This window comes from Stieleria marina (assembly GCA_007741555.1).
In the GTDB taxonomy this organism is placed as follows: domain Bacteria; phylum Planctomycetota; class Planctomycetia; order Pirellulales; family Pirellulaceae; genus K23-9.
Map to the genome: position 1 here is coordinate 1380302 of CP036526.1, position 20071 is coordinate 1400372.

General features: G+C 54.9%; 9 protein-coding genes and 2 pseudogenes. 5 read left to right on the forward strand and 6 right to left on the reverse strand.

The features are described 5' to 3' along the window. The first annotated feature begins 162 nt into the window (after positions 1-162). Positions 163-1119 carry a hypothetical protein gene (locus K239x_RS28270; RefSeq protein ID WP_419189683.1) on the forward strand — a complete coding sequence of 319 codons (957 nt, stop codon included), beginning with the start codon at positions 163-165 and terminating at the stop codon, positions 1117-1119. Positions 1120-1320: 201 nt separating this feature from the next. Here K239x_RS28270 and K239x_RS04845 read toward each other — a convergent pair whose 3' ends face one another. From K239x_RS04845 to K239x_RS04855, 5 genes and pseudogenes are all read right to left on the reverse strand, one after another. Then, complete coding sequence (locus tag K239x_RS04845; RefSeq protein ID WP_145416516.1) at positions 1321-2649, reverse strand: 3-deoxy-D-manno-octulosonic acid transferase; 1329 nt, start codon at positions 2647-2649, stop codon at positions 1321-1323. 180 nt (positions 2650-2829) lie between these two features. After that, entirely contained in the window at positions 2830-4527 is a 1698-nt protein-coding gene (locus K239x_RS28275) for an SEC-C metal-binding domain-containing protein (RefSeq protein ID WP_473163589.1), read from the reverse strand. Then, a pseudogene (locus K239x_RS29025) lies at positions 4525-5013 on the reverse strand (preprotein translocase subunit SecA); the annotation flags it as partial. The pseudogene K239x_RS29025 and the gene K239x_RS28275, both read right to left, overlap by 3 nt. A gap of 333 nt (positions 5014-5346) precedes the next feature. Beyond that, a pseudogene (locus tag K239x_RS28280) lies at positions 5347-6525 on the reverse strand (preprotein translocase subunit SecA); the annotation flags it as partial. Positions 6526-6989: 464 nt separating this feature from the next. Continuing rightward, on the reverse strand, positions 6990-7214 hold the full coding sequence (locus K239x_RS04855; protein ID WP_145416520.1) for a hypothetical protein: 225 nt from the start codon (positions 7212-7214) through the stop codon (positions 6990-6992). A 371-nt stretch (positions 7215-7585) separates the two neighbouring features. On the opposite strand from K239x_RS04855, the gene K239x_RS04860 reads away from it, so the two are divergent. From K239x_RS04860 to K239x_RS04875, 4 genes are all read left to right on the forward strand, one after another. Then, positions 7586-10621 (forward strand): CHAT domain-containing protein, encoded by a 3036-nt coding sequence (locus K239x_RS04860; RefSeq protein WP_145416522.1) that lies wholly within the window; start codon positions 7586-7588, stop codon positions 10619-10621. 205 nt (positions 10622-10826) lie between these two features. Continuing rightward, the gene (locus tag K239x_RS04865) at positions 10827-12269 is read left to right on the forward strand and encodes a Gfo/Idh/MocA family protein (RefSeq protein ID WP_145416524.1); all 1443 of its coding nucleotides are present in this window, start codon (positions 10827-10829) and stop codon (positions 12267-12269) included. A 299-nt stretch (positions 12270-12568) separates the two neighbouring features. After that, complete coding sequence (locus K239x_RS04870) at positions 12569-15661, forward strand: DUF1583 domain-containing protein (protein ID WP_419189684.1); 3093 nt, start codon at positions 12569-12571, stop codon at positions 15659-15661. A gap of 196 nt (positions 15662-15857) precedes the next feature. Next, positions 15858-18938 (forward strand): carboxypeptidase regulatory-like domain-containing protein, encoded by a 3081-nt coding sequence (locus tag K239x_RS04875; RefSeq protein ID WP_419189685.1) that lies wholly within the window; start codon positions 15858-15860, stop codon positions 18936-18938. Between the two features lie 119 nt (positions 18939-19057). On the opposite strand, the gene K239x_RS04880 is transcribed toward K239x_RS04875, so the two are convergent. Next, complete coding sequence (locus K239x_RS04880) at positions 19058-19963, reverse strand: cation diffusion facilitator family transporter (protein ID WP_145416530.1); 906 nt, start codon at positions 19961-19963, stop codon at positions 19058-19060. Between the last annotated feature and the right edge of the window lie 108 nt (positions 19964-20071).

Consider the following 20071-nt stretch of genomic DNA (forward strand, 5'->3'; position numbering starts at 1 on the left):
CGTTGCTTTGGGCTGCTTTCGTAGGAAAATGGTCGCTTTTCTTACCATTTGCGAAACCCACCGAGCGGCTCTTGGTTTCATATCATGACAAGACAGTCGGTCGACTTTCTCGGCGATTTTCGGCCCACAATTCTCTTTTTAACCTTTTCGGATACTGATTTGATGAAAATTTCACGCGCGGCGACTGGGTTGTTCGCTTTGGCTCTACTGGCATTCATTGCTACCGATGTGATGGCTCAACGTGGTGGCGGACGTCCTGGCGGCGACGGTGGACGACAAGGAGGAGGAGGAGGAGGAAGAGGAGGCCCAGGGGGTGGCGGAGGTTTTGGAGGCGGCGGTTTCGGTGGTGGTCGTGGCGGTGGAGGCGGCGGAGACGCTGTCGCTGGATTGCTTCGCATCGAAGAGGTGCGCGAAGAAATCGAATTGATGCCTGACCAAGAAGAGGCCTTGGAAAAGATCGCCTCGAACCGTGGCAACCAGGAACGCCCCAATTTTGATTTCCGAAACGCGAGCGAAGAAGAGCGAAACGAGTTCTTTGAAAAAATGCGAAAGCAGCGAGACGAAGCAACGGCGAAGGCCCGCGCTCAATTGGAAGAAATTTTGCTGCCTGAGCAACTCGATCGCCTGGACCAAATCGCTTTGCAACAGCGTGGCGTCGGAGCGTTGATGGACGAAAAGGTGATCAAAACCCTGAAGATTTCGACAGCGCAAACGGCTAATCTGAAAAAAGTTGGCGAAGGCATGCAAGAGAAAATGATGAGTCGCATGGCTGATCTTCGCGAATCGGGTGACCGCGAGAAAATGTTCGAGGGAATGACCAAGGCTCGCGATGAGCTGAAGAAGGAAGCCGACAAGGGAATGATGGACGTTCTGACGGCGGATCAAAAGAAGCAGTTTGAAGACATGAAGGGTGAACCATTTGAAATGCCTGAGAGCGCACGCCGAGGCGGCGGACGCGGCGGCGCTGGTGGTGGTGGCCGCGGCGGCGCTGGTGGTGGTGGCCGCGGCGGCGCTGGTGGTGGTGGCCGCGGTGGCGGTGCTGATCGCGGCGGAGATCGTGGCGGACGCGGTGGCGGAGATCGTGGCGGACGCGGCGGTCGACCAGCTGCTGAAGAGTAGGCCGCGAGTCGACTACAAGTCGAACTGAGTTTGCCGCCTATCGGGCGACACAACTGAATTGAATTCGGAATCGCGGCGAAGCGCTCCGCCGTGCCGATAGGGGTGAGTTTTCGTTGAAAACTCACCCCGCTTTTTATGCGCAGAAACAACTCGTTCGTAGCATGACGAGCTAAGCCAGGCCATCGATCGCGTCGATGGCGCTTACGCAGCAGCGCGATGTGAATTGGACACGACTATCAACGCTGCGACGGTTTTGTCCGTCGCACCGCAGTGTTCGTCGATCACTTGCCGCGCGGCACGGCCCAGTGAATCGGCGGCAGGCACGTCACTGACGCATCGGCGAACAAAGTCGGTTAGTTCCGCCTTGTCGGCGACTCGCACAGCACCATGGCCATCGATCAGGCGTTCTGCGATCTCGGCAAAGTTTTTGGTGTTGGGCCCAAACGAAACGGCACACCCGTATCCCGCTGGCTCCAGCATATTTTGTCCGCCACGATCACCAAAACTACCTCCGACCGTGGCAATTTGACAAACGCCCCACCAGTGCGGCAGTTCGCCGATGGTGTCAATCAAAATCGCGGTGTCTGCATCCCACTGGCTGTCGTAGAGTGAATGGTCGGTCGATCTTCGGTGGGCTTTCATTCCGTGGGCTTCGACCAGGCGAGCAACGGTATCGAAACGTTCGGGATGCCTGGGGACAAGTATCAGACGCAATTCGGGATGCAAGGTTTTCAGTTCTTGATAGACACTCAGTCCGAGTTCTTCTTCGCCCTCCTGTGTGCTGCCAAACATCCAGACACGCTGCCACGGGTCAATGCCCGCCCACTGCTGCCGGGAAGCAACATCCGGAGTATTGCGATCCGTGGGAGCGTCATCAAATTTGATCGAACCGGTCACGGCGATGTTCTTCGCAGGAGTTCCACACGATTCGAATCGCTCGGCACAGGTTTGGTCTTGGCTACCGACCCAGGTCAATCTTGCGAAAGTAGAACGAGTCAGTTTCGAGAATTTTTGATAGCCGCGGGCGCTTTTTTCGCTCAGCCTGGCGTTTACTACCATGATCGGTAGCTGCGATTCGTCGGCGATTCGGATCAAGTTAGGCCATAGTTCCAGCTCAGCCAAAATCAATTTTGACGGCTTCAGATTACGGAGAGTGCGACGCACGGCCCAAGTGAAATCGAGCGGGCAAAAGAACACAGCGTCTTCACCGAAATGTTTGACAGCTACGTCGTACCCAGTGTCCGTCGACGTGCTGATCGCAAAAACAGTGTCGGGGCTGCGTGCTCTTAGCTTTTCTACCAGCGAAGGCAGCAAGTTTACTTCGCCGACACTGACCGCATGCAACCAAAAACACTGTTTGGAATTTGCATTCAGTTTGGCAGCTTCGTGAATCTTTTGAGCGCCGCTGGGCGAGAGCCCCAGCAATTTGTTGGCGACACCGCGACGATAACGCCCGTGGCGAATGATCCGGTAGGCGACCACGGGGGAAGCCAAAAACAGCGCTAGCGAGTAGATCAGATTGGCAAGCATCGGAATCCGTTCCCGTATTGTTCGTCATCACAGGTTGGCAAGTCGTCCCCCGCTGCCAAGCTCATACGCCTGAACTCCGAGCGGCTAACCCCGCGACGAAATCCGCACGTTTGGCTTCGCAGACCAAACGCCGCAGCAAAGGGCTGAAGCTAGTCGTCGGTCGACTTGCCGTCCGTTGTCTTACTTACGCATGTGGCAAGCTTTGTACTTCTTTCCGCTTCCACACGGGCAAGGATCGTTTCGTCCTACCCGAGGAGTCGTGTTGCGGATCGTTTCAATCTTTGTCTCTGTGCTTTGATTGCTGGCGTCGGCAGCCTGTTGAGCTTCCGTATCCGAATCCATTTGGATTCGTGACGTGGATGCTGCATCTTCATGCTTGGCTTCGCCATCGACCCAGGTGCTGCGAATGAAGTCTTCGTTGAAGGACTCCATTCGGAAAATCAAATCGGTGACTCGTTCCCCGACCGATTCCCACATGGTGTCAAACATACGCATGCCTTCGCGTTTGTATTCGACCTTGGGGTCCATCTGAGCGTAGCCCTTGAGACCGACACTGCTGCGCAGGTGGTCCATTGTCAGCAAGTGGTTCTTCCAGGCATCGTCAACGATGCTGAGCAAAATTTGACGTTCCATTCGTCGCATTTCGGGGTGAAAGCGATCGTCCACCGCACCATCGAGCGCCAAAGCCAACTCGTGGCGGTTCATCCGTGACAAATCTTCCTTTTGTGTCTTGTAGTTCAGTTCGTCGTGTAGCCACTGAACTAGCGATTCCAATTCGCCACTGTCACCGCAGGCCACTGCAGCAGTCGTGCCAGGATCGGATTTTCCAAACACGGATTGCAACTTGTCTTCAGCGACTTGATATTTCGCTTCGGCAGCGTCTCCCGTCTGGCGACTGTACTGAACCAGTTGAACTTTCAGTTCGTCGCGGTTGAGCCGAATGTCATCGATATCCAGGTCCACATCAAAGCGACGTTTCACCCAATCAACCAAGCCTTCACGATCCAGTGCGACCTGATCGCCTTGCTGATTGGTGAATCTCGAAATTCCGGCCAGGACGGGATACTCCGACTCTTTGGACGCATACTCTTCTTCGGCCCGCTGCATCAACGTGTCGGAAACTTTGCGTACGTCTTCTTCGTCGCGAAATTCATCGGGCGTCGTTTCGATTCCGAATTTGTGCCGCATCCAGGCGCACATCGTTTGCAGTCCGAAATCGGCTGACAGAAATGGTTCGCCTTCACTGAGGTCGGCCTTTTTGATTTTCTCGTGAGCCTTTTTGATCAGCTCCTGATTCATCTCTTCGCGTTGCATTCGCTGCAACTGATGATCTTTGTAGTTGGTGCCCAGCGTGGTGTTGGACCAGTTGGCCAGAGCCTTCCAGTTCCATTCGTCTTCCATGCTCTCGGGCAAGTTTTCTTCGATGATGTCATCGACGGTCACTTCAGCCGCACGTTCTGCTTGATCACGCGCGTAGACTTCTGCCATCTGAAGATCCATGTTCAGAAAATCACGGGGCTCCAATTTGCAGTCCAGCTGTTTTCCCGCGTAAGTGGCGAACGTGTCGACACCGTAATGCTGATCCAAAAACGTTTCGACGTACTTGTCGATCTGCCCACGGATCAATTCCAGAACCATCTTTCGCGAACTGTGTCCGTCCAACAGGTTTTGGCGGTACTGGTAGACGCGTTTGCGTTGTTCGTCCATGACTTCGTCATAGTCCAGCAAGCTTTTGCGGATCTCGTAGTTGCGTTCTTCCACTTTCTTTTGAGCCGCAGCGATTCGCCGAGTGACCAATTTGGATTCGATCGCTTCGCCTTCCTTCATGCCCAGGCGTTCCATCATGCTTTTGACAAAATCGCCGGCAAAAATTCGCATCAGGTCGTCTTCCAACGACAAAAAGAACCGGCTGCCACCGGGGTCGCCTTGACGTCCACATCGACCGCGAAGTTGCAAGTCAATTCGGCGTGATTCGTGACGCTCGGTACCAACCACACAGAGGCCGCCAATTTCGCGAACCACAAGGCCTTCTTCGCTCATCTTTTCTCGATCGTCGATCTCTTTGACCAACGCGTTCCATTCATCGTCGGGGACTTCCAGTCGAGTCGGATACTTGTGTTGCAGTTGTGCCCAAGCCATCGTTTCGGGGTTTCCGCCCAGGATAATGTCGGTACCACGACCAGCCATGTTGGTTGCGATCGTGACGGCACCGATACGGCCAGCCTGCGAAACAATTTCCGCTTCGCGACCGTGCTGTTTTGCGTTGAGAACCGAATGCGGGATGCCTCGACGTTCGAGCAATTCGGAGAGACGTTCGCTTTTTTCGATACTCACGGTACCGACCAAAACAGGGCGTCCGGCTTTTTCGATCGCGTCGATTTTGGTTCGCGGAATGTGCTCGGGGATGCGCTGTTCCTTTTCAGCGATAACCACTTCGCTGTCCGATTCGCTTTCGATGGTGCCCCAAATTTCGCTGCCATCTTTTAGGACCAAAACATCCCATTTGTGATGACGTTCGACTTCCGCAGCCAGTGCTTTGAACTTGTCTTTTTCCGTCAAGTAAATCAAATCGGGATGTTCGATTCGCTGCATTTCGCGGTTCGTCGGAATCGCGACCACATCCAAGTCGTAGATCTTGCGAAACTCGTTGGCTTCAGTCATCGCGGTACCGGTCATACCGGACAGCTTCTTGTACATTTTGAAAATGTTTTGCAGCGATGCTGTGGCAAATGTCTGCGTCTCCTGTTTGATCGGAACGCCTTCTTTTGCCTCGACTGCTTGGTGCAGACCATCGCTCCATTGCCGGCCGTCCATCAGGCGTCCGGTGAACTCATCGACGATGACGATCTGGCGATCTTTGACGACGTAGTTGACGTCTACCTTGTACAGGAAATGTGCCTTCAGCGAATTGTCGATCAGGTGCGGCCATTCCATGTTGCCGGCTGTATAGAAACTCTCCACCCCGGCGAGTGTTTCTGCTGCACGCACACCTTCGTCGGTCAGCGTGACGTTGTGCTGTTTTTCGTCGACAGTGAAATGCTCTTCTTTGACCAATTGACGTGCGACTCGGTCGGCTTCGCTGTAGCGGCCAAGATCCAAGTCGGCAGGGCCGCTGATGATCAAAGGAGTTCGCGCTTCGTCGATCAGGATATTGTCAACTTCGTCGATGATTGCGTAGTTCAACGGGCCTTGGCACTGTTGCGCATCGCGTGGAAAGCGATCGTCGCCCTTCGCTGCGGGACGCATGTTGTCACGCAAGTAGTCGAAGCCAAATTCGTTGTTAGTGCCGTACGTCAAATCACACTGGTAGGCGTCTTGTTTGGCGGCGGTGGACATGCCCGACTGGATTGCGTTGACCGTCAAACCCAGGTTCATATAAAGCGGAGCCATCCACTCCATGTCACGGCGAGCCAAGTAATCATTGACCGTGATCACGTGAACGCCTTTGCCTTCGAGCGCATTGAGGTAGGCGGGCAAAGTTGCCACCAAAGTTTTACCTTCACCGGTCACCATTTCAGCGATGCCACCGCCATGCAAAACCATGCCACCGATCATTTGGACATCGTAGTGACGCATGTTCAAAAACCGCTTGCCTCCTTCGCGGCAAACGGCAAAGGCATCCGACAAAATGTCGTCAAGCGTTTCGCCTTCGCGCAATCGTTTGCGCAGCACTTCGGTTTGGCCACGAAGTTCGTCATCGCTCATCGCGGCATACTTCGTCTCCAGATCGTTGATTGCTCCCACGCGCTGACGAAGTCGTGCCACATGGCGTTCGTTGGCTGAACCGAAAACGCGAGTAATGGCTCGGTCGAACGATCCAAATAGGCCACCAAAAAAGAGGCCTACTAGATCCCAGAGTCTTTCGAGAAATGACATATGTGTGTGTTGCTCGCGACGGTGATCGCAAGTGCAAGGTCGGTGAAAATTTGGCTTAGCAACTCAGAAGACGCCGCTAAACAATCGTTCTAGTGAAAATCGTCAATTACGTTTCGGTAGCGGCAGTCGCCAGCCGGTCGAAAGCAAAACCGTGTTGGCTATCGAACCGAAAATCTGGCGAACCGTCTGTCAAACTATTCGCTCCAACATCAGCAGTCTTGCCTATCGACTTTTGCTGCCGAACTCAGGTTCATTTTTCGACGTCGATTGATCTTTGTTCTTGCCGAGAGAAAGCTACCATTGCCGCTGGGGCGGGCGTTCGCGACGTAGGTCCAAGGTGTTCCTGCGCGCGATCCAAATGGTGTCCCTAAATGACTCCAGGGATTAAGGTTAGGTGTTCTAGGAAAACCGGTCAACTGCGTTTGAGCGTCACTCGCTGAACCATGTGTACCAATGTTTTTAGATCAGATTGGATGCTCGTCGGGACGGTTTTCGACAAGTCGTCGGCCGGGCGGCAGAACGTTTTCTCCGCTGTCGCCTAACTTGTGTAGCGGCAATGGTTTGGGGCGTATCGCAGCAAGCCTGTCGGGCCGGATTCGAGAGTCTTTTGTCGTCGAATCGAAGCTTTCGTCCCAGTAAATCAGCGTACCGGCCTGCGAAACATTTGGCCAAGCGGACGGCAACGGCATCGCTGGCCAGAGCTGTTGGAGAACCCACGCGACAGCTCGCTGCGAAGATAGGGGGTTTGGGCGGCTCGTTGATTCAATGTTGGTCGCGAAGCAGCTGAAGCTTTACTGAACGTTTGCAGGGCCCTTGCTTTGATTTTGCGAGGTGACAGCTTTCTGATTTGGCCATCAATTCGACGACCGAGCGGAGCACGCTTAAGATAAGCGTTGTCTTTTCTTGCTCACTGTATCCCTGGTGAACCTCCAGATTCCGGGTGAACCTCCCACCAGAGTGTGTTTGCCAACCCAGAGTGTTCGGCGGGTTTGTGCGCACCTAATGCAATTGACGCTTCCCATCTTGCCGCTTCACAAATTAGCCAGCGATCTAACCTGCGATGCAATCTTTTCCTGAAGCCAAGCACCTAGAGCCCGAGCAACTGTCGCTCCTAGGGCTCCCCCGGCTCTTTACCGCTGGCGTCCTGCTGACGGTCCTACATGCCACTTGTGCGGTTTCTTTACTGGCCCAGGGTGGCGGGCTGGGAGGAGGATTGGGTGGGTTTGAGCCCAGTTCGTCGTATCCGTCGGACACCTACTTCGAAGGCTTGCAGTACTATCGCGACGGAGATTTGCCAACGGCGGTTCGTGCCTTCGACGCAGCGCTGAGGGATACGCGGCTAGACATCAACGGGCGATGGATCGACGCGATTCCTGTCTACGCAATGATGGCCGAATGCAACTGGCATTTAGGCGACCTGGCTGCGGCGCACCAGAACTTGGACAACGTTTACCGGTTAGCCGTTGCGCATCGCGGTTGGCTTGGTCAACCCGAATGGGCATCGGTATTGCAAGGCGGCGCTGTTACATCACGTCCGCCTGGTCTCTGGCCTGCAGCGACCGCGGTCAATCGATTGCCAATTAAAAGTCGATTGAAATTCATGTCGGGTGAATTGCTTACGGAGCAGGTCATCGCTCGTGGCGGCAGAATCGAAGAGCGGAATATCAAGATCGTCAACGTCGTCGAAATCATGCGTGGTCTGGCCGTCGCATCGTATCGCCGCCGAATGCTACTAGGGCCGCTTGCCGAACAAGATCCGCTGACAAGCGAAGCCTTGGATTCAACCAAGTATCCCGCAGGACTTCAGATTCCGGTTGCGCGGACGTTGATTGGTGCGATGCGAGCGACCGAACGGTTTTCCAACCACGATGACAAGCAGTGCCTAGCTGATGCGTCGAAGTCCAGCGTGTTTAACAACAGTGCGCATCCGTTGTCACCCCTGGCGATGCTTTGCCAAGCGTCCGTGATCGCGGAAAGCGACAAGCCTGTCATGGCCGTCCCGCTCGCTGTCGGCGTGGCGAACATGGCTGCCAATTTGGGGCAGTACGAATATGTTGGCGAAGCGATGCAGTTGGCTGCTGGTTGCGTCGACGAAACACAGGCAGGAACAATTCGTGATGCGTCGGCAGTCGCGGCAACTGCCCTACTGCGCAAATCACGACTTGCATCGATGCATTGCATGATCGCCGGCGCCGATGCCGCGGTGACTGCGGCGGATCTCAACTCTGCCGAAAAAATGCTGGCCGAGGCTCAAGCAATGGCGGCCAGGCGTGATGTGGTGCAACCGCGTCTGCAAGCCTACGGGGCTTATGTCGCCGCCCGCATCGCGGCGGCTCAGGGAGGTTCGATCGGCGTTAACCAAGCGTCCGAAGTGGACAAAGCGATGGCTTTGATGCGTGAGTTTGCACTGAACCGAAAGAATCGCAATCGTCCGCTGATTTCGATGCCGCGGATTTACCAGTTGCAAATGATTGGGCAATCCATTGGCAAACAGTTGGGCGGTGAATCAAGTGATAGGCTGCTGGAAAAATACTGCCACAATCCCCCGATCGAACTTTGGCGACGAGATCCTGTCGATGCGTTGTCATCCATGATGATCGACCGCACGTTGCCAAATACTGCCAGGCTGGAAATCGCTGCGGCTGGCAAAATGGGGCCCGAAGTATTGGCCAGGATGGACGACTTGCTTCGCCATCGGTTCGAACGGCGGCTTGCTCTCGGCGGCCGTCTGACTCAGGTGCGTTCCCTGGCTCGCGGTGATGACGCTACGATCGGAAAAGAGGCCGCTAGTTTCCGCAACAAGGCAACCGGTGGGATCAAGACGCTTCGGGCAGCAGTTTTGGCGCCCCCGCCCGCTGGAGTGGATGGCGTCATGTTGGCTGCCAGACAAATGGAGTCTTTGGCGACTCAAGTGGCACTGAGCCGGATTAATTTGCCAGACACGATGTTGCCTCCGCTGCAGTACAAGACTGCGATCGCGCGCATTCCCCGCGACACCGGTTTGTTGACCTTTTTAAGTGTCAACAAACGCTTGTACGCAACGTTGGCCGCCGAAGGAAAGGTTCAGTTTTGGTCCGTAGGAAGCGTCAATCGAATCCCCGCAGAGATTGGGCGTTTGTTGAAAGCCGTCGGTGTTGGCAAGCTGCGAGGAAACCGAATGCCCGAGGACGATTCGTGGCGAAAGGATGCCGTGAAGCTGCGGCGACATTTGTTCCCTGACGACATGACCATTACGACGCAAAAATTCAAGCATCTGGTGATCGTGCCAGACAGTTCGCTGTGGTACTTGCCGTTTGAGATGTTGCCGCTGGGGGACGAGACATCGGATTTGATCGGCGACCAAATCAGTGTCCGTTATGCCGCGACGCCGGGGCTGGCATTTCACCCGACCGGCATGCCCGCGACCAGTGATGTGGTTGCGATCGCAGCCGACAAGTTCTTTGCACCACGCGACATCGAACTCAATGAATCGATGACTCAATCGCTGGCCGATGCCGTAACGGATTCGATCCGGCTTCCACAGGATCTGAATTTGCCGACCGGCTTGCTGACGGACAAAGTAGGGCACTTGTTGGTGACGGCCCCCAGTGTGCCAAATCTTTCCAGTCCGTTTGCCATCAGTGTCGCAACGTATGACCAAAAACTGCCCGATGGAACGCTGGGAGCTTGGATGCGTTTCCCCGCCAAAGTACCGGAGTCCGTCTTGCTTCCTGGTTTTCGATCGGCAGCGGATGGCGCCAAATTGGGCGGTGGTGAAGAACTGTTTTTGACGATTTGTGCACTGCAGTCGGCCGGAGTTCGCAACGTGATGATCAGTCGTTGGATCGTGGGCGGCGAGTCTACGGCGATCGCACTCCGCGAAATGCTGCAGGAGCTGCCGTTTTCTGGAATGCTGGCCTCATGGACTCGAGCCAGGGCAATTCTCAGACGCAGTGAATTGGACCCGGCGGCTGAGCCATTGCTGACCAAAGCGGATCAGGAAATCACCGAACTTAGCGGTGACCAGCCGTTTTTTTGGGCTGGCTATGTGATTGCTGCTCCGTTTAGCGAATCGGAATTGAATCCGCCCGGTGCGGGACCAACAAATCAGCCGTAGCATTCGCTTCGTTCCCGTCAGCGAGGCAGTCGCAGAAAGTCCCCTGGGCGTGTCGTATTCGCACGGATTCGTGCGAATACGTTGGATTTGATGAGTCATCGGTCGGGCAAAGACGGATATCAAAATTGACTGCGCAGGCGGCTACGATATCGATTAAAATCTTGACCCACCAAATCAGATATTCTCTCCAAATTTCGAGATCAGAATGACCAAGCTAAATCGTCGCCAAATTCTCTCTGCCGGTGTGGCAGCTGGCGTGATGACTTCGTTGCCAGCCAAACCACTTCGAGCCGCCAATCCTAACGGTGAAATCAATCTAGGTTTTATCAGTTGTGGCGGTCGTGCAAATGGACTGATGGGACAATTCAGCAACGTGTCGGGCGTCAACATCGCGGGACTTTGTGACGTCGACGAAAAACGCGTGGCGGGTGCAAAGAAAAAGTACTCCAAGGCCGATACATGGACCGACATGCGAGACATGCTGTCCAATGCCAACATCGATGCGGTCGTTGTTTCGACCTGCAATCACTGGCACTGCTTAGCCGCCATTTGGGCGATGGAAGCCGGCAAACACGTCTACGTCGAAAAACCTCTTTCGCACAGTCAATGGGAAGGTAAGCAGACGGTTGCCGCTGCCAGGAAGTACAACCGAATTTGCCAGATCGGAACGCAGCAACGAAGCGATCCGATGCAAGCAGAAATCAAAAAGTTCTTGCACGAAGAAAAGGGGCTTGGCGAAATCAAGTCGGCTCGTGTGAACCGCTACGGTGTGCGTCCGTCGATCGGCAAATTGGACAAGCCGCTGGAGATCGAAAAGAACATCGCCTACGACTTGTGGCTTGGCCCAGCTCAAGACGAACCCATTTATCGCAAATCCTTGCACTACGATTGGCACTGGGATTGGAACACCGGTTCGGGAGAAATGGGCAACTGGGGCGTTCACGTCTTGGATGATTGTCGCAACAACATTTTCCAAGACAGCGTGTCACTTCCCAAACGCATTTTTGGCGGTGGCGGACGAGTCGGGCTGGGAGACGCTGGCGAGACTCCGAACGTTCATTTCTGTTATTTCGACACCGGATCGATTCCCGTTGTGATCGGACTATCGAACTTGCCAGCAGCTCCTGGTGGCAAGAAAAGCCCGGCGCATCCTGGTCCTAGCAGCGGCTACGTGGCTTACTGCGAAGGGGGGCGTTTTGAAGGCCAACGTGGTGGCGGCGCGGCGTACGATAACGACGGAAAAAAGATTAAACAGTTCAAAGGTAACGCCGGCAACGTCGTTCACATGGCGAACTTCATCGATGCCGTAAGGCAGCATGATCGTTCGATCCAAAACGCCGAAATCGCAGTCGGCAACGACAGCACGGGCTGGTGCAACTTGGCCAACATTGCTGCTCGAACCGAAAGCAATTTTTCCTTTGATGATGCCAAAGCAATCGACATTCCTGAGTGGAATTCGTTGCTAAAGGAAATGGAATCTCATTTAGGAGCCCACGGTATGAAGTTGGATGGTGGCGAGATCAGCCTGAGCAACGTGTTGGAATTGGATCCGGAAACCGAACAGTTTGTCGGTGACAACGCAGAATCGGGCAACCAGTTCCTCAAGCGAGATTACCGTAAGGGTTACAAAGTGCCGGAAATCGTCTAACGCGAAAATCGAACCGGTCGCGTTTCGATTGCCTCCGTTCATAGGGCGACCATCCTTGATGTTGGTCGCCCTTTTTTCGTATGTGCGAGGCGGTGGTCCATGAGACGTGCGAAGGAGTGAGGCCTGTCACTGCAATGACCAGATGGCAGGTGTTTTGGAAATGCCCTCCGGCTATACAGCATTGCAGTGATTTCTTTGCAAGCGTAGCACTGCGAATCGGAAAAAGTCCGCGTGATTTATTTCGCCGGAGCGACTTTTATGGTGTGGGAATCTTTGTAACGGCACGGAGGAAATTGCTTATGAGTCGCCAAGTCGTCAATGCGATCGGACTGATGCTGATTGTAGCTGGCATTCTGGGGCCTTCGGCGGTACGACTACGGGCTAGTGACTTGGTTTCGGCGACGCTATTTCCTGAATCGGTTCTCGCGAAGAATGGGCCTCGGGTGCTTCGCGACGCAAATCAACTTCTTCCCGACGAACGTTTCGAAACGCTCGTTCGCTGGGTGTTGCCGACGAAGTTGCATGGGTTTCGGGTGCAAGGATGGTTTTCCGATTCGCGTGTCCGCAAAAGGGATCCTGTACAGGGCAACCGCCTGCTGGTCGGCGGCGAACCCGAGTCGACATCGCTCGCTTTGGTCCGGTCGGCCGTCGAAACTGGCCGACAAAAAGAACTCACCCAGAAGATCGCGGGGGCGTCGGCGCCGACGCAGGCTGATCGACGAAGCCAAGCAGCGCTCTTGGCTCTGTTGGCTCTCGAAACTGAATCCCCCAATCATTGTCTGGCGCCTATCGAGGCCTTATTGGACCATTCGGATCAACCGCTGCACGACTGTTGGCCTGAGTTGTTAGTCGCTCAACGTCTGTCACAAATGATTGCTAACGCGGTTTCGGAAACAACGCCGGACATCCCTGTGGAATCTCTAGAGTCATCGCGTGCTGCGATGGAAGAATTGCTGCTAGAGTTGCAGCCCAAGGCGCGAGCCGACAGCGACAGCGTGGAAGCGGCGCACTTACTTCGCCTGTTGTCGGAGATCAGGGGATTTCGCAGGTCCGTGAACAACGGGAAAGGCGATGCCGACGAAAAACGTGAGCTTAGAAATTGGCACGCCGTCGATCGCGTGGGAGAAACCAGTCTCTCAAGTGGTCGCCCTTTGGGACGTTGGGAAACAAGCGGCGGGCAAGTCACGTGCACCAGTAGCCACGAGTGCGAAAGTCTGTACTACGCGGTGCCTTTGCGAGGGGATTTCCAGGTCGAGGCCGAGGTGTCGAGTTCTCCTTTCGCTCGTGGGCACTTTGCCTGGGGTGGCGACTGGGTTGCCGTATCCGACATCAACCAAGTGCGGACGGGAGGCTATTCGTCCGAGGATCAGCCCATTGTCCTGCCGCAACCGTTGACCGAGATGGACGAATGGTCTCGGTATCGCATGGTGGTAAAAGACCAGATCGTGTCGGTGTGGTGGAATGGGCGATTGGTTCAGCAGTACTCCGTCACTCAGGACTGCGATCCTTGGTTGTCGATGCGAAACAGTTGGATGGACAAAAGCCGTTTTCGAAACGTGCGGATCACAGGCAACCCGACAATCCCAACGAAAATCAATTTGCTCAGTGGCAGTGATTTGCGATCCTGGAAATCGTTCCACTCCAGCGACTCGTGGAGGCAGACCGATGGGGCCGATGGTGAATTGGTCTCCGATCGTATCGCGGAATTTCGATCTGGCGTTTATGCGCCCAGCCTTTTGTATTACCACCGTCCCGTGTTAGAAGACGGCGAGATTGGGTACGAGTTTTTTTATGAACTGCAGACTTCGATCGTACATCCGGCGATCGGAGATACTGTGTTGCTGATCGACGAATCTAGCGTGCGGCTTCATCGCACTGATCAGGCTGGCAGTCGCATCGAGTCACTCTCTGCCGCCCCAGCAAAGAAACTGTCGCTTCACGTGGGGCAGTGGAACAAAGCGGTCGTGTCGTTTGTCGGCGATACAGCCAAGTTGTTGATCAATGGTCAAGCTGTCAAAACGCTTGAGTTGTCGTCATCGAATCGGCGCACGTTTGGTCTGTTCCACTTCGCCGACCAAACCGATGCACGCGTTCGCGATATCACTTGGAAAGGAAGTTGGGCAACGCAATTGCCAGCACTCGCCGATCAGGAGTTGGCCGAATCACCGCATGAATGTCTGGCCGGGCTGGAGGGATTGACCGAATGGATCAAGCACGACTTTGCAGCCCTTGGTGTGCCGAAGAAGCGGTTCAATTTAGTCGGTGGGACTGTCAACAAGAACGTCGAGGAGGAATTTGCGGGCGTTCGAGTTACCCCGGTTGCCGACGGAACGTGGCGAAGAATTTGTTTGCAACTTGCCACGCCGATCTATGGTGATTTTGATGCGACTTTGTCGTTCGAGGAGCTGCGTTTTCAGTTTGGGACGTCCGACTATCTCGACATGGAATTACGTGCGATCGATTCATCGGGACAGGAATTTAAAGCCACCCGTCAGAAGCACAAATCGAACCAGCACTTCTATGCCAAGCTGGATCAGCAAATGCCTGACGGGGAGTGGGCGACTGCTTACAAGGGACTTCGTGACGAATCGACCAGCGGCAGGTTGCGACTTATCCGTCGAGGCGACATGTGCCACATGCTGATTTCGCACCAGGATTCTCCAAATTTTCATTGGTGCGGAAGCCAGCCGATGTTGTCGGCCGACAGCGTCGTACGACTTGAAGTGTTTGTCAAAAACGCCGGCGGCGGTTCAACATCGGTACTTCTCAAGTCATTGCTGCTTCGCTCCAACAGCCAAGCCGAAGCGAAGAACCGTGACCTGCGAATCTCAGGTCTTGAGACCTACCTTCATCGACTAAAAGATGTCAACTCGCGAACGTTCTCCGTTTTCGGGATTCCTGATTTCGATATGTCGGGGCATGCCGTCGTGACCGACGACGGGCTAGTGACCACATCGCCCGGTGCGACTCAATCGTCAGTTCTGACCTGGAAGCCACCGGTTCAAGGCGACTTTGACGTGTCGGTCACGCTCAATGCCGAGGAACTTCGGTCGGGGAACGCGGCGCTGCAGTTTTCGATTAGCGATCAGCAGCAGATGCAAGTCGATTTGTCTGCTTTGGCCGATGGAAACCTTCGCATCGGAAGCGACGTTTTGCTGACCGATGACGAACCTGTGGTGATTCGGCGTGGTCCGCAGTTCGTTGATCTTCGCTTGATCAGAATTCAAAAGACTGTGTTTCTAATTTATTCCCACGATGGAAAAACACGGCTTCTGGGCAGTCACGATTTTTCGGATAAGCCAGGTCAGTTTCGATTGGCCACGCAGAGCCGTGAGGGGCCAGCGAGTGTGACTTGGGTGAAATTTCGCAGACGTCTTGGCCTGGAATCGTGAGCGAGCAACGATGAAACAGAATAGTTGTAATCGACGCCGCCTGGGGTTTTGGTGTAGGCAATGCGTCTTCGCTTTGACGGTGATGGTTGGCCTCATTGCCTCGTGCGGCATTGTCAAAAGTGCTGAAACGCAGGTGCTGCAACCCAACGTTTTTCTGCGGCAATGGCACGTGATGGGACCTTTTCCGAAATCGCAGGTGGAAAGCTCAGGTTTGACGGAAGAGTTCTTTGCTGACGAAGAGAAACTTCGCGCCGGGTACGTTCGGCTATTTGACAATCAAGTTTTTGTTTGGAAAAGCGATGACAAGCCCGGTGTCGGTTTTCGTGACGCGTTTCGACGGTGGGGCAAAGACGGCGAACACATGGTGGCGTATGCATACACGGAATTCATCAGCCCTATGCAACAGCAACTTCTGCTTGGTTTGGCCCATGATGACGAAGTACGCGGATGGCTTAATGGAGAAGAAGTCTGTCGGAGCGAAGATCGCGGCAACGCGACGACGGATTCGTTGTTGAAACGAGTGACGGTGCAGAAAGGCCTGAACACGCTTTTGCTGAGAGTCGGTCAAGGCACGCACAGTTGGGAAGTGGCTGCTCGTTTTCGACCGGTCGATGTCGCCGATCCGTTGCTGTCTTTTCGATGTCTTCCCAACAACAACTCCGATCGCTTTCCTAAGTTCACGGTCACGCTGTTGGACCAACGCGACCGAGTCTTGGCGACACATCATTGCGGCGGTTATCGCGAAGGCACGGCGGATGACAAGCGTGGTGTCTATTCGCTCTTTGCCACGCTGCCAGAGAGTGCTCAAGCATCCATCCGAGCCAATGGCACCCGTGGCGAAAGAGAGCCTGCCAAAGTTCGGCTTACTGCCAACCCCGTCGGGATGAAGCCGATCGACGAAACCTATGATTGGGTGGACATCCATCATCGTCGCCCCATCGTTCACTTGCAGGCGTCGTCGCCATTTCGGTTGCGATTGATTGACAATGCCACCGGCAAAGCCATTCCAAATGCACGGGCTTTTGTCGAAGACGACGGCATGTCGGTCAACAAGGCGGATGACACTGGACACCTTTCGGTTGACGGTGTGAGCCCGATGCAGTGGCGGATGTTTGCAGTCGCGGAGGGTTTCGCCGCTAAGGTCGTGTACGCTGTGTTTCCGTTTGGAAATCTCCACACGGTCAAGCTGAACCGTGGCGGTAAAGTGCTTCGCGGCACGGTGGTGGATAAAGCTGGTTTGCCGCTGCCGGGAGCCAAGGTCGACGTTGGCCACACCGGTGGCTATCGTCCCATCGTCATGACAGACTCGCAGGGGCGTTTTGAGATCGTCAGTCTTAATCAAAGTCTGCAAACACTGCGCCCGATGGTTAGTTGCGATGGCTATGTCACACAGCAAGGTTTTCAGCAGTCGCTCGATCCAGATGGCCCGACCGATGTTCGCTGGACGTTACAGACGGCTGCCGAGATCGCTGGAACGATTGTCGATGCAGCAACGAACAAGCCGATCGCGGGAGCCATGGTGGTCGCCGGCACGAGTCGATTCACCAGCAATGTCCCCGAAACCACGTCCGATTTGACCGGACGATTCAAACTTCAGAATCTTGCTCACGGCACCGTCGTCCTGCATGCCATCAGTGATCGACATGCACCGCAGTTGCAAATTGTTTCGGTCAAGCAAGGCGTTGCCGCGACCGCTGATTTTGAACTTTCGACTGGCAAACACGTCACCGGAGTTGTCACGGATGAGGATGGTGATCCGGTGGCAGACGCACATTTGGTCTGCGATACGTGGAACTCTCACCGGATGTTTGCAAGGGACACGTACACCAACAGTCGTGGCGAATTCACGTTGCAAAACATGCCGGATACGCCGACGGAAGTGCACGTGTTGAAGCGTGAATTTATCAGTCAACGGAATTTGATGGTTACCGGCGGTGATCGAGTGGAGGTAGAGCTCCGGCCCGTGCTCACTCACCGGATTTCCGTTCGCGTTGCCGAAACCGGCGACAGGGTGCCGGGGCTAACGATCAACCGCGGGTACTTGTGGCAGCAGGGGGCACGTCCGTCCTGGCAATCCGGTCGCTATGAAGCGGAGCGTTACTTTGACAAGCTTTCGGGGGTGATGACGATCCCGGGGGATGAAAACACCACATACACTTCGCTTTGGCGTTTCAGAGCACCTGGGTTTCAGGATGCAATCGCAAAAATTCCAGCGCAGTGTCGTGAAGCGATTTCGATTGACATCGAGATGCAGAAAGCCAGCACGTTTACGGCGGTCGTTGTTGACGATCAAACGAAGAAACCGCTTTCAAACGTCGCCGTGGCGTTGTTTAGTGGCGAGGATCCTTTGCGATCGAACTATGTCGACTACCGTTCCTTGTGGACCTGCATTCAAGACGGAAACTTTACTGGGACTTTTGCCATCAGCAATGCTCAGGGGCAGGTGATTTTGTCGGTGCCAGCGAAACCGGAAGAGACAGCAATCGCATTGGTGTCCAAGGACGGAGCATCGCCGATCGGACGCTACAGTCGTGTAGCCTCTGAAATGACAACGACAGCAGCGGGCTCCGAAAAACTGATTACGTTGGCATTCCCGCGTCCTTGTCGTTTGAAAGGCCGTGTCATGCAGGCCGGTTCGCCGATGAGCAATGCCAAGGTTCAGCTTCGCAAATTGGGCGAATCAGCCAACGACGATGCCGCCTCCGGGCATCGCGATAGTTATTCGATCGGGTATGGCGTGTCGGGTCAGCTGGCAACCAATTCCAAGGGCGAGTTTGATTTTGGTGGTGTGGGGGCCGGCCGATACCAACTCAGTCGCTCGTTTCGCTATCAGTTTCCCGGTACGCAGATGAGTCGCTCAGTTTCGTTGAATTCACAAACCGTAGTGCTTGAACCGGGGCAAACATTCACTCACGAAATGATGCTTCCTGCGGGGCAGTCAGTCAAAGGTGTTGTTGCCAATGAAGCAGGCAAGCCCATTGCCGATTGCCTTATCCAGTTGTCCATCGATGGCGAAACCGATTCGTATGACGCGACGACTTCGGATGCGGCCGGGGAGTTTGAGTTTGTGCACATTCCTTCGGGCCATTACCGGCTGAAGTCCGAGCACTTCGACGCATCCGAACGCTACACCGGTCGGCCAACATTGACTGCTGTGGAGGACGTGAAAGTGGAGGCAGACGATGTCAGCGTCACCGTGTCCATGCGGAATGTCGACCAAAAACCGGCTGCGACAGGTTTGCTGCAAAAGTTCTTTCGCTCGTTTGGCGGCGAGTAGCAGAGCCGGGGTGATTAGGGCGTGGCTACTGCCGCGCTGACGTGTTGGGTCGCAGGGCCAGCCGTCCGGAGGCTGGCCGACGATGATTCATCACTCCACGCGGATCAAGGTCTGATCGCCTACAGCGTTCCATCGGCAGCTTGGCCGCAGTTGGTTGCGTCCACACAACGTTCGATTTGGATCGTTGTGTGGCTGATGTCAAACAAGTGATGGAGTTCGGAAGCCGTTTCCTTGAGCAAACTATCTTCGTCGTCAGCGTCCGGTTTGACCAGGTGCGCCGTCAACGCGATCTCCGTTGTGCTCATTGCCCAGATATGCAGATCATGAACCGCCGTGACTCCGGGAATGCTTGTCAAAAAGTCTTGGACGTCCGCCGGGTCAATTTTGTCGGGCACGCCAGCGACCGCCAAGTTGATCGACTCTTTGAACAATCCCCACGTGCCAAACAATATGACGGCGGCAATCAAAAGGCTGGTCAACGGGTCGACCCATTGCCAGGATGTCATTGCGATGACGATCCCAGCGACGACTACGCCGAGCGAAAGCAACGCGTCTGCTGCCATATGTAAGTACGCGCCACGGATATTCAGATCACCTTTGCGACCTTTGACAAACAGCAGTGCCGTGGCGGTATTGATGACAACACCTATCAAAGCGACTCCGATGATCACCGGCGCCGTGACTTCGGCAGGGTCCGAAAATCGCCCGATGGCTTCCCAGGTAATGCCGCCGATGGCCACCATTAGGAGCAACGCGTTGAACAACGCGGCCAGGATCGTGGATCCACGCCAGCCGTAAGTTCGTTTGGGACTGGGGGCGACCTTCGCCAGAGCGTAGCCACCCCAGGCCATCAACAATCCCAGCACGTCGCTGAGATTGTGACCAGCATCAGCCAATAGCGCCAGCGAATTGGTGGCAAACCCGAAGCCGGCTTCGACAACCACGAACACCACATTCAACAAGATACCGATCGCGAACGCGCGACCGTAACTGGCGGGGGCGGGATGCTGAGCGCACTGGTGCATGAACAATTATTCGTTGGGTGAACCGCTTGGAGGAGCGTTCAGCTTAGCTCTCTCCTGCCCGCTTTGTCTGCACCAGAAAATCTCGCCTCACGTTGTTGCACTAGCGGC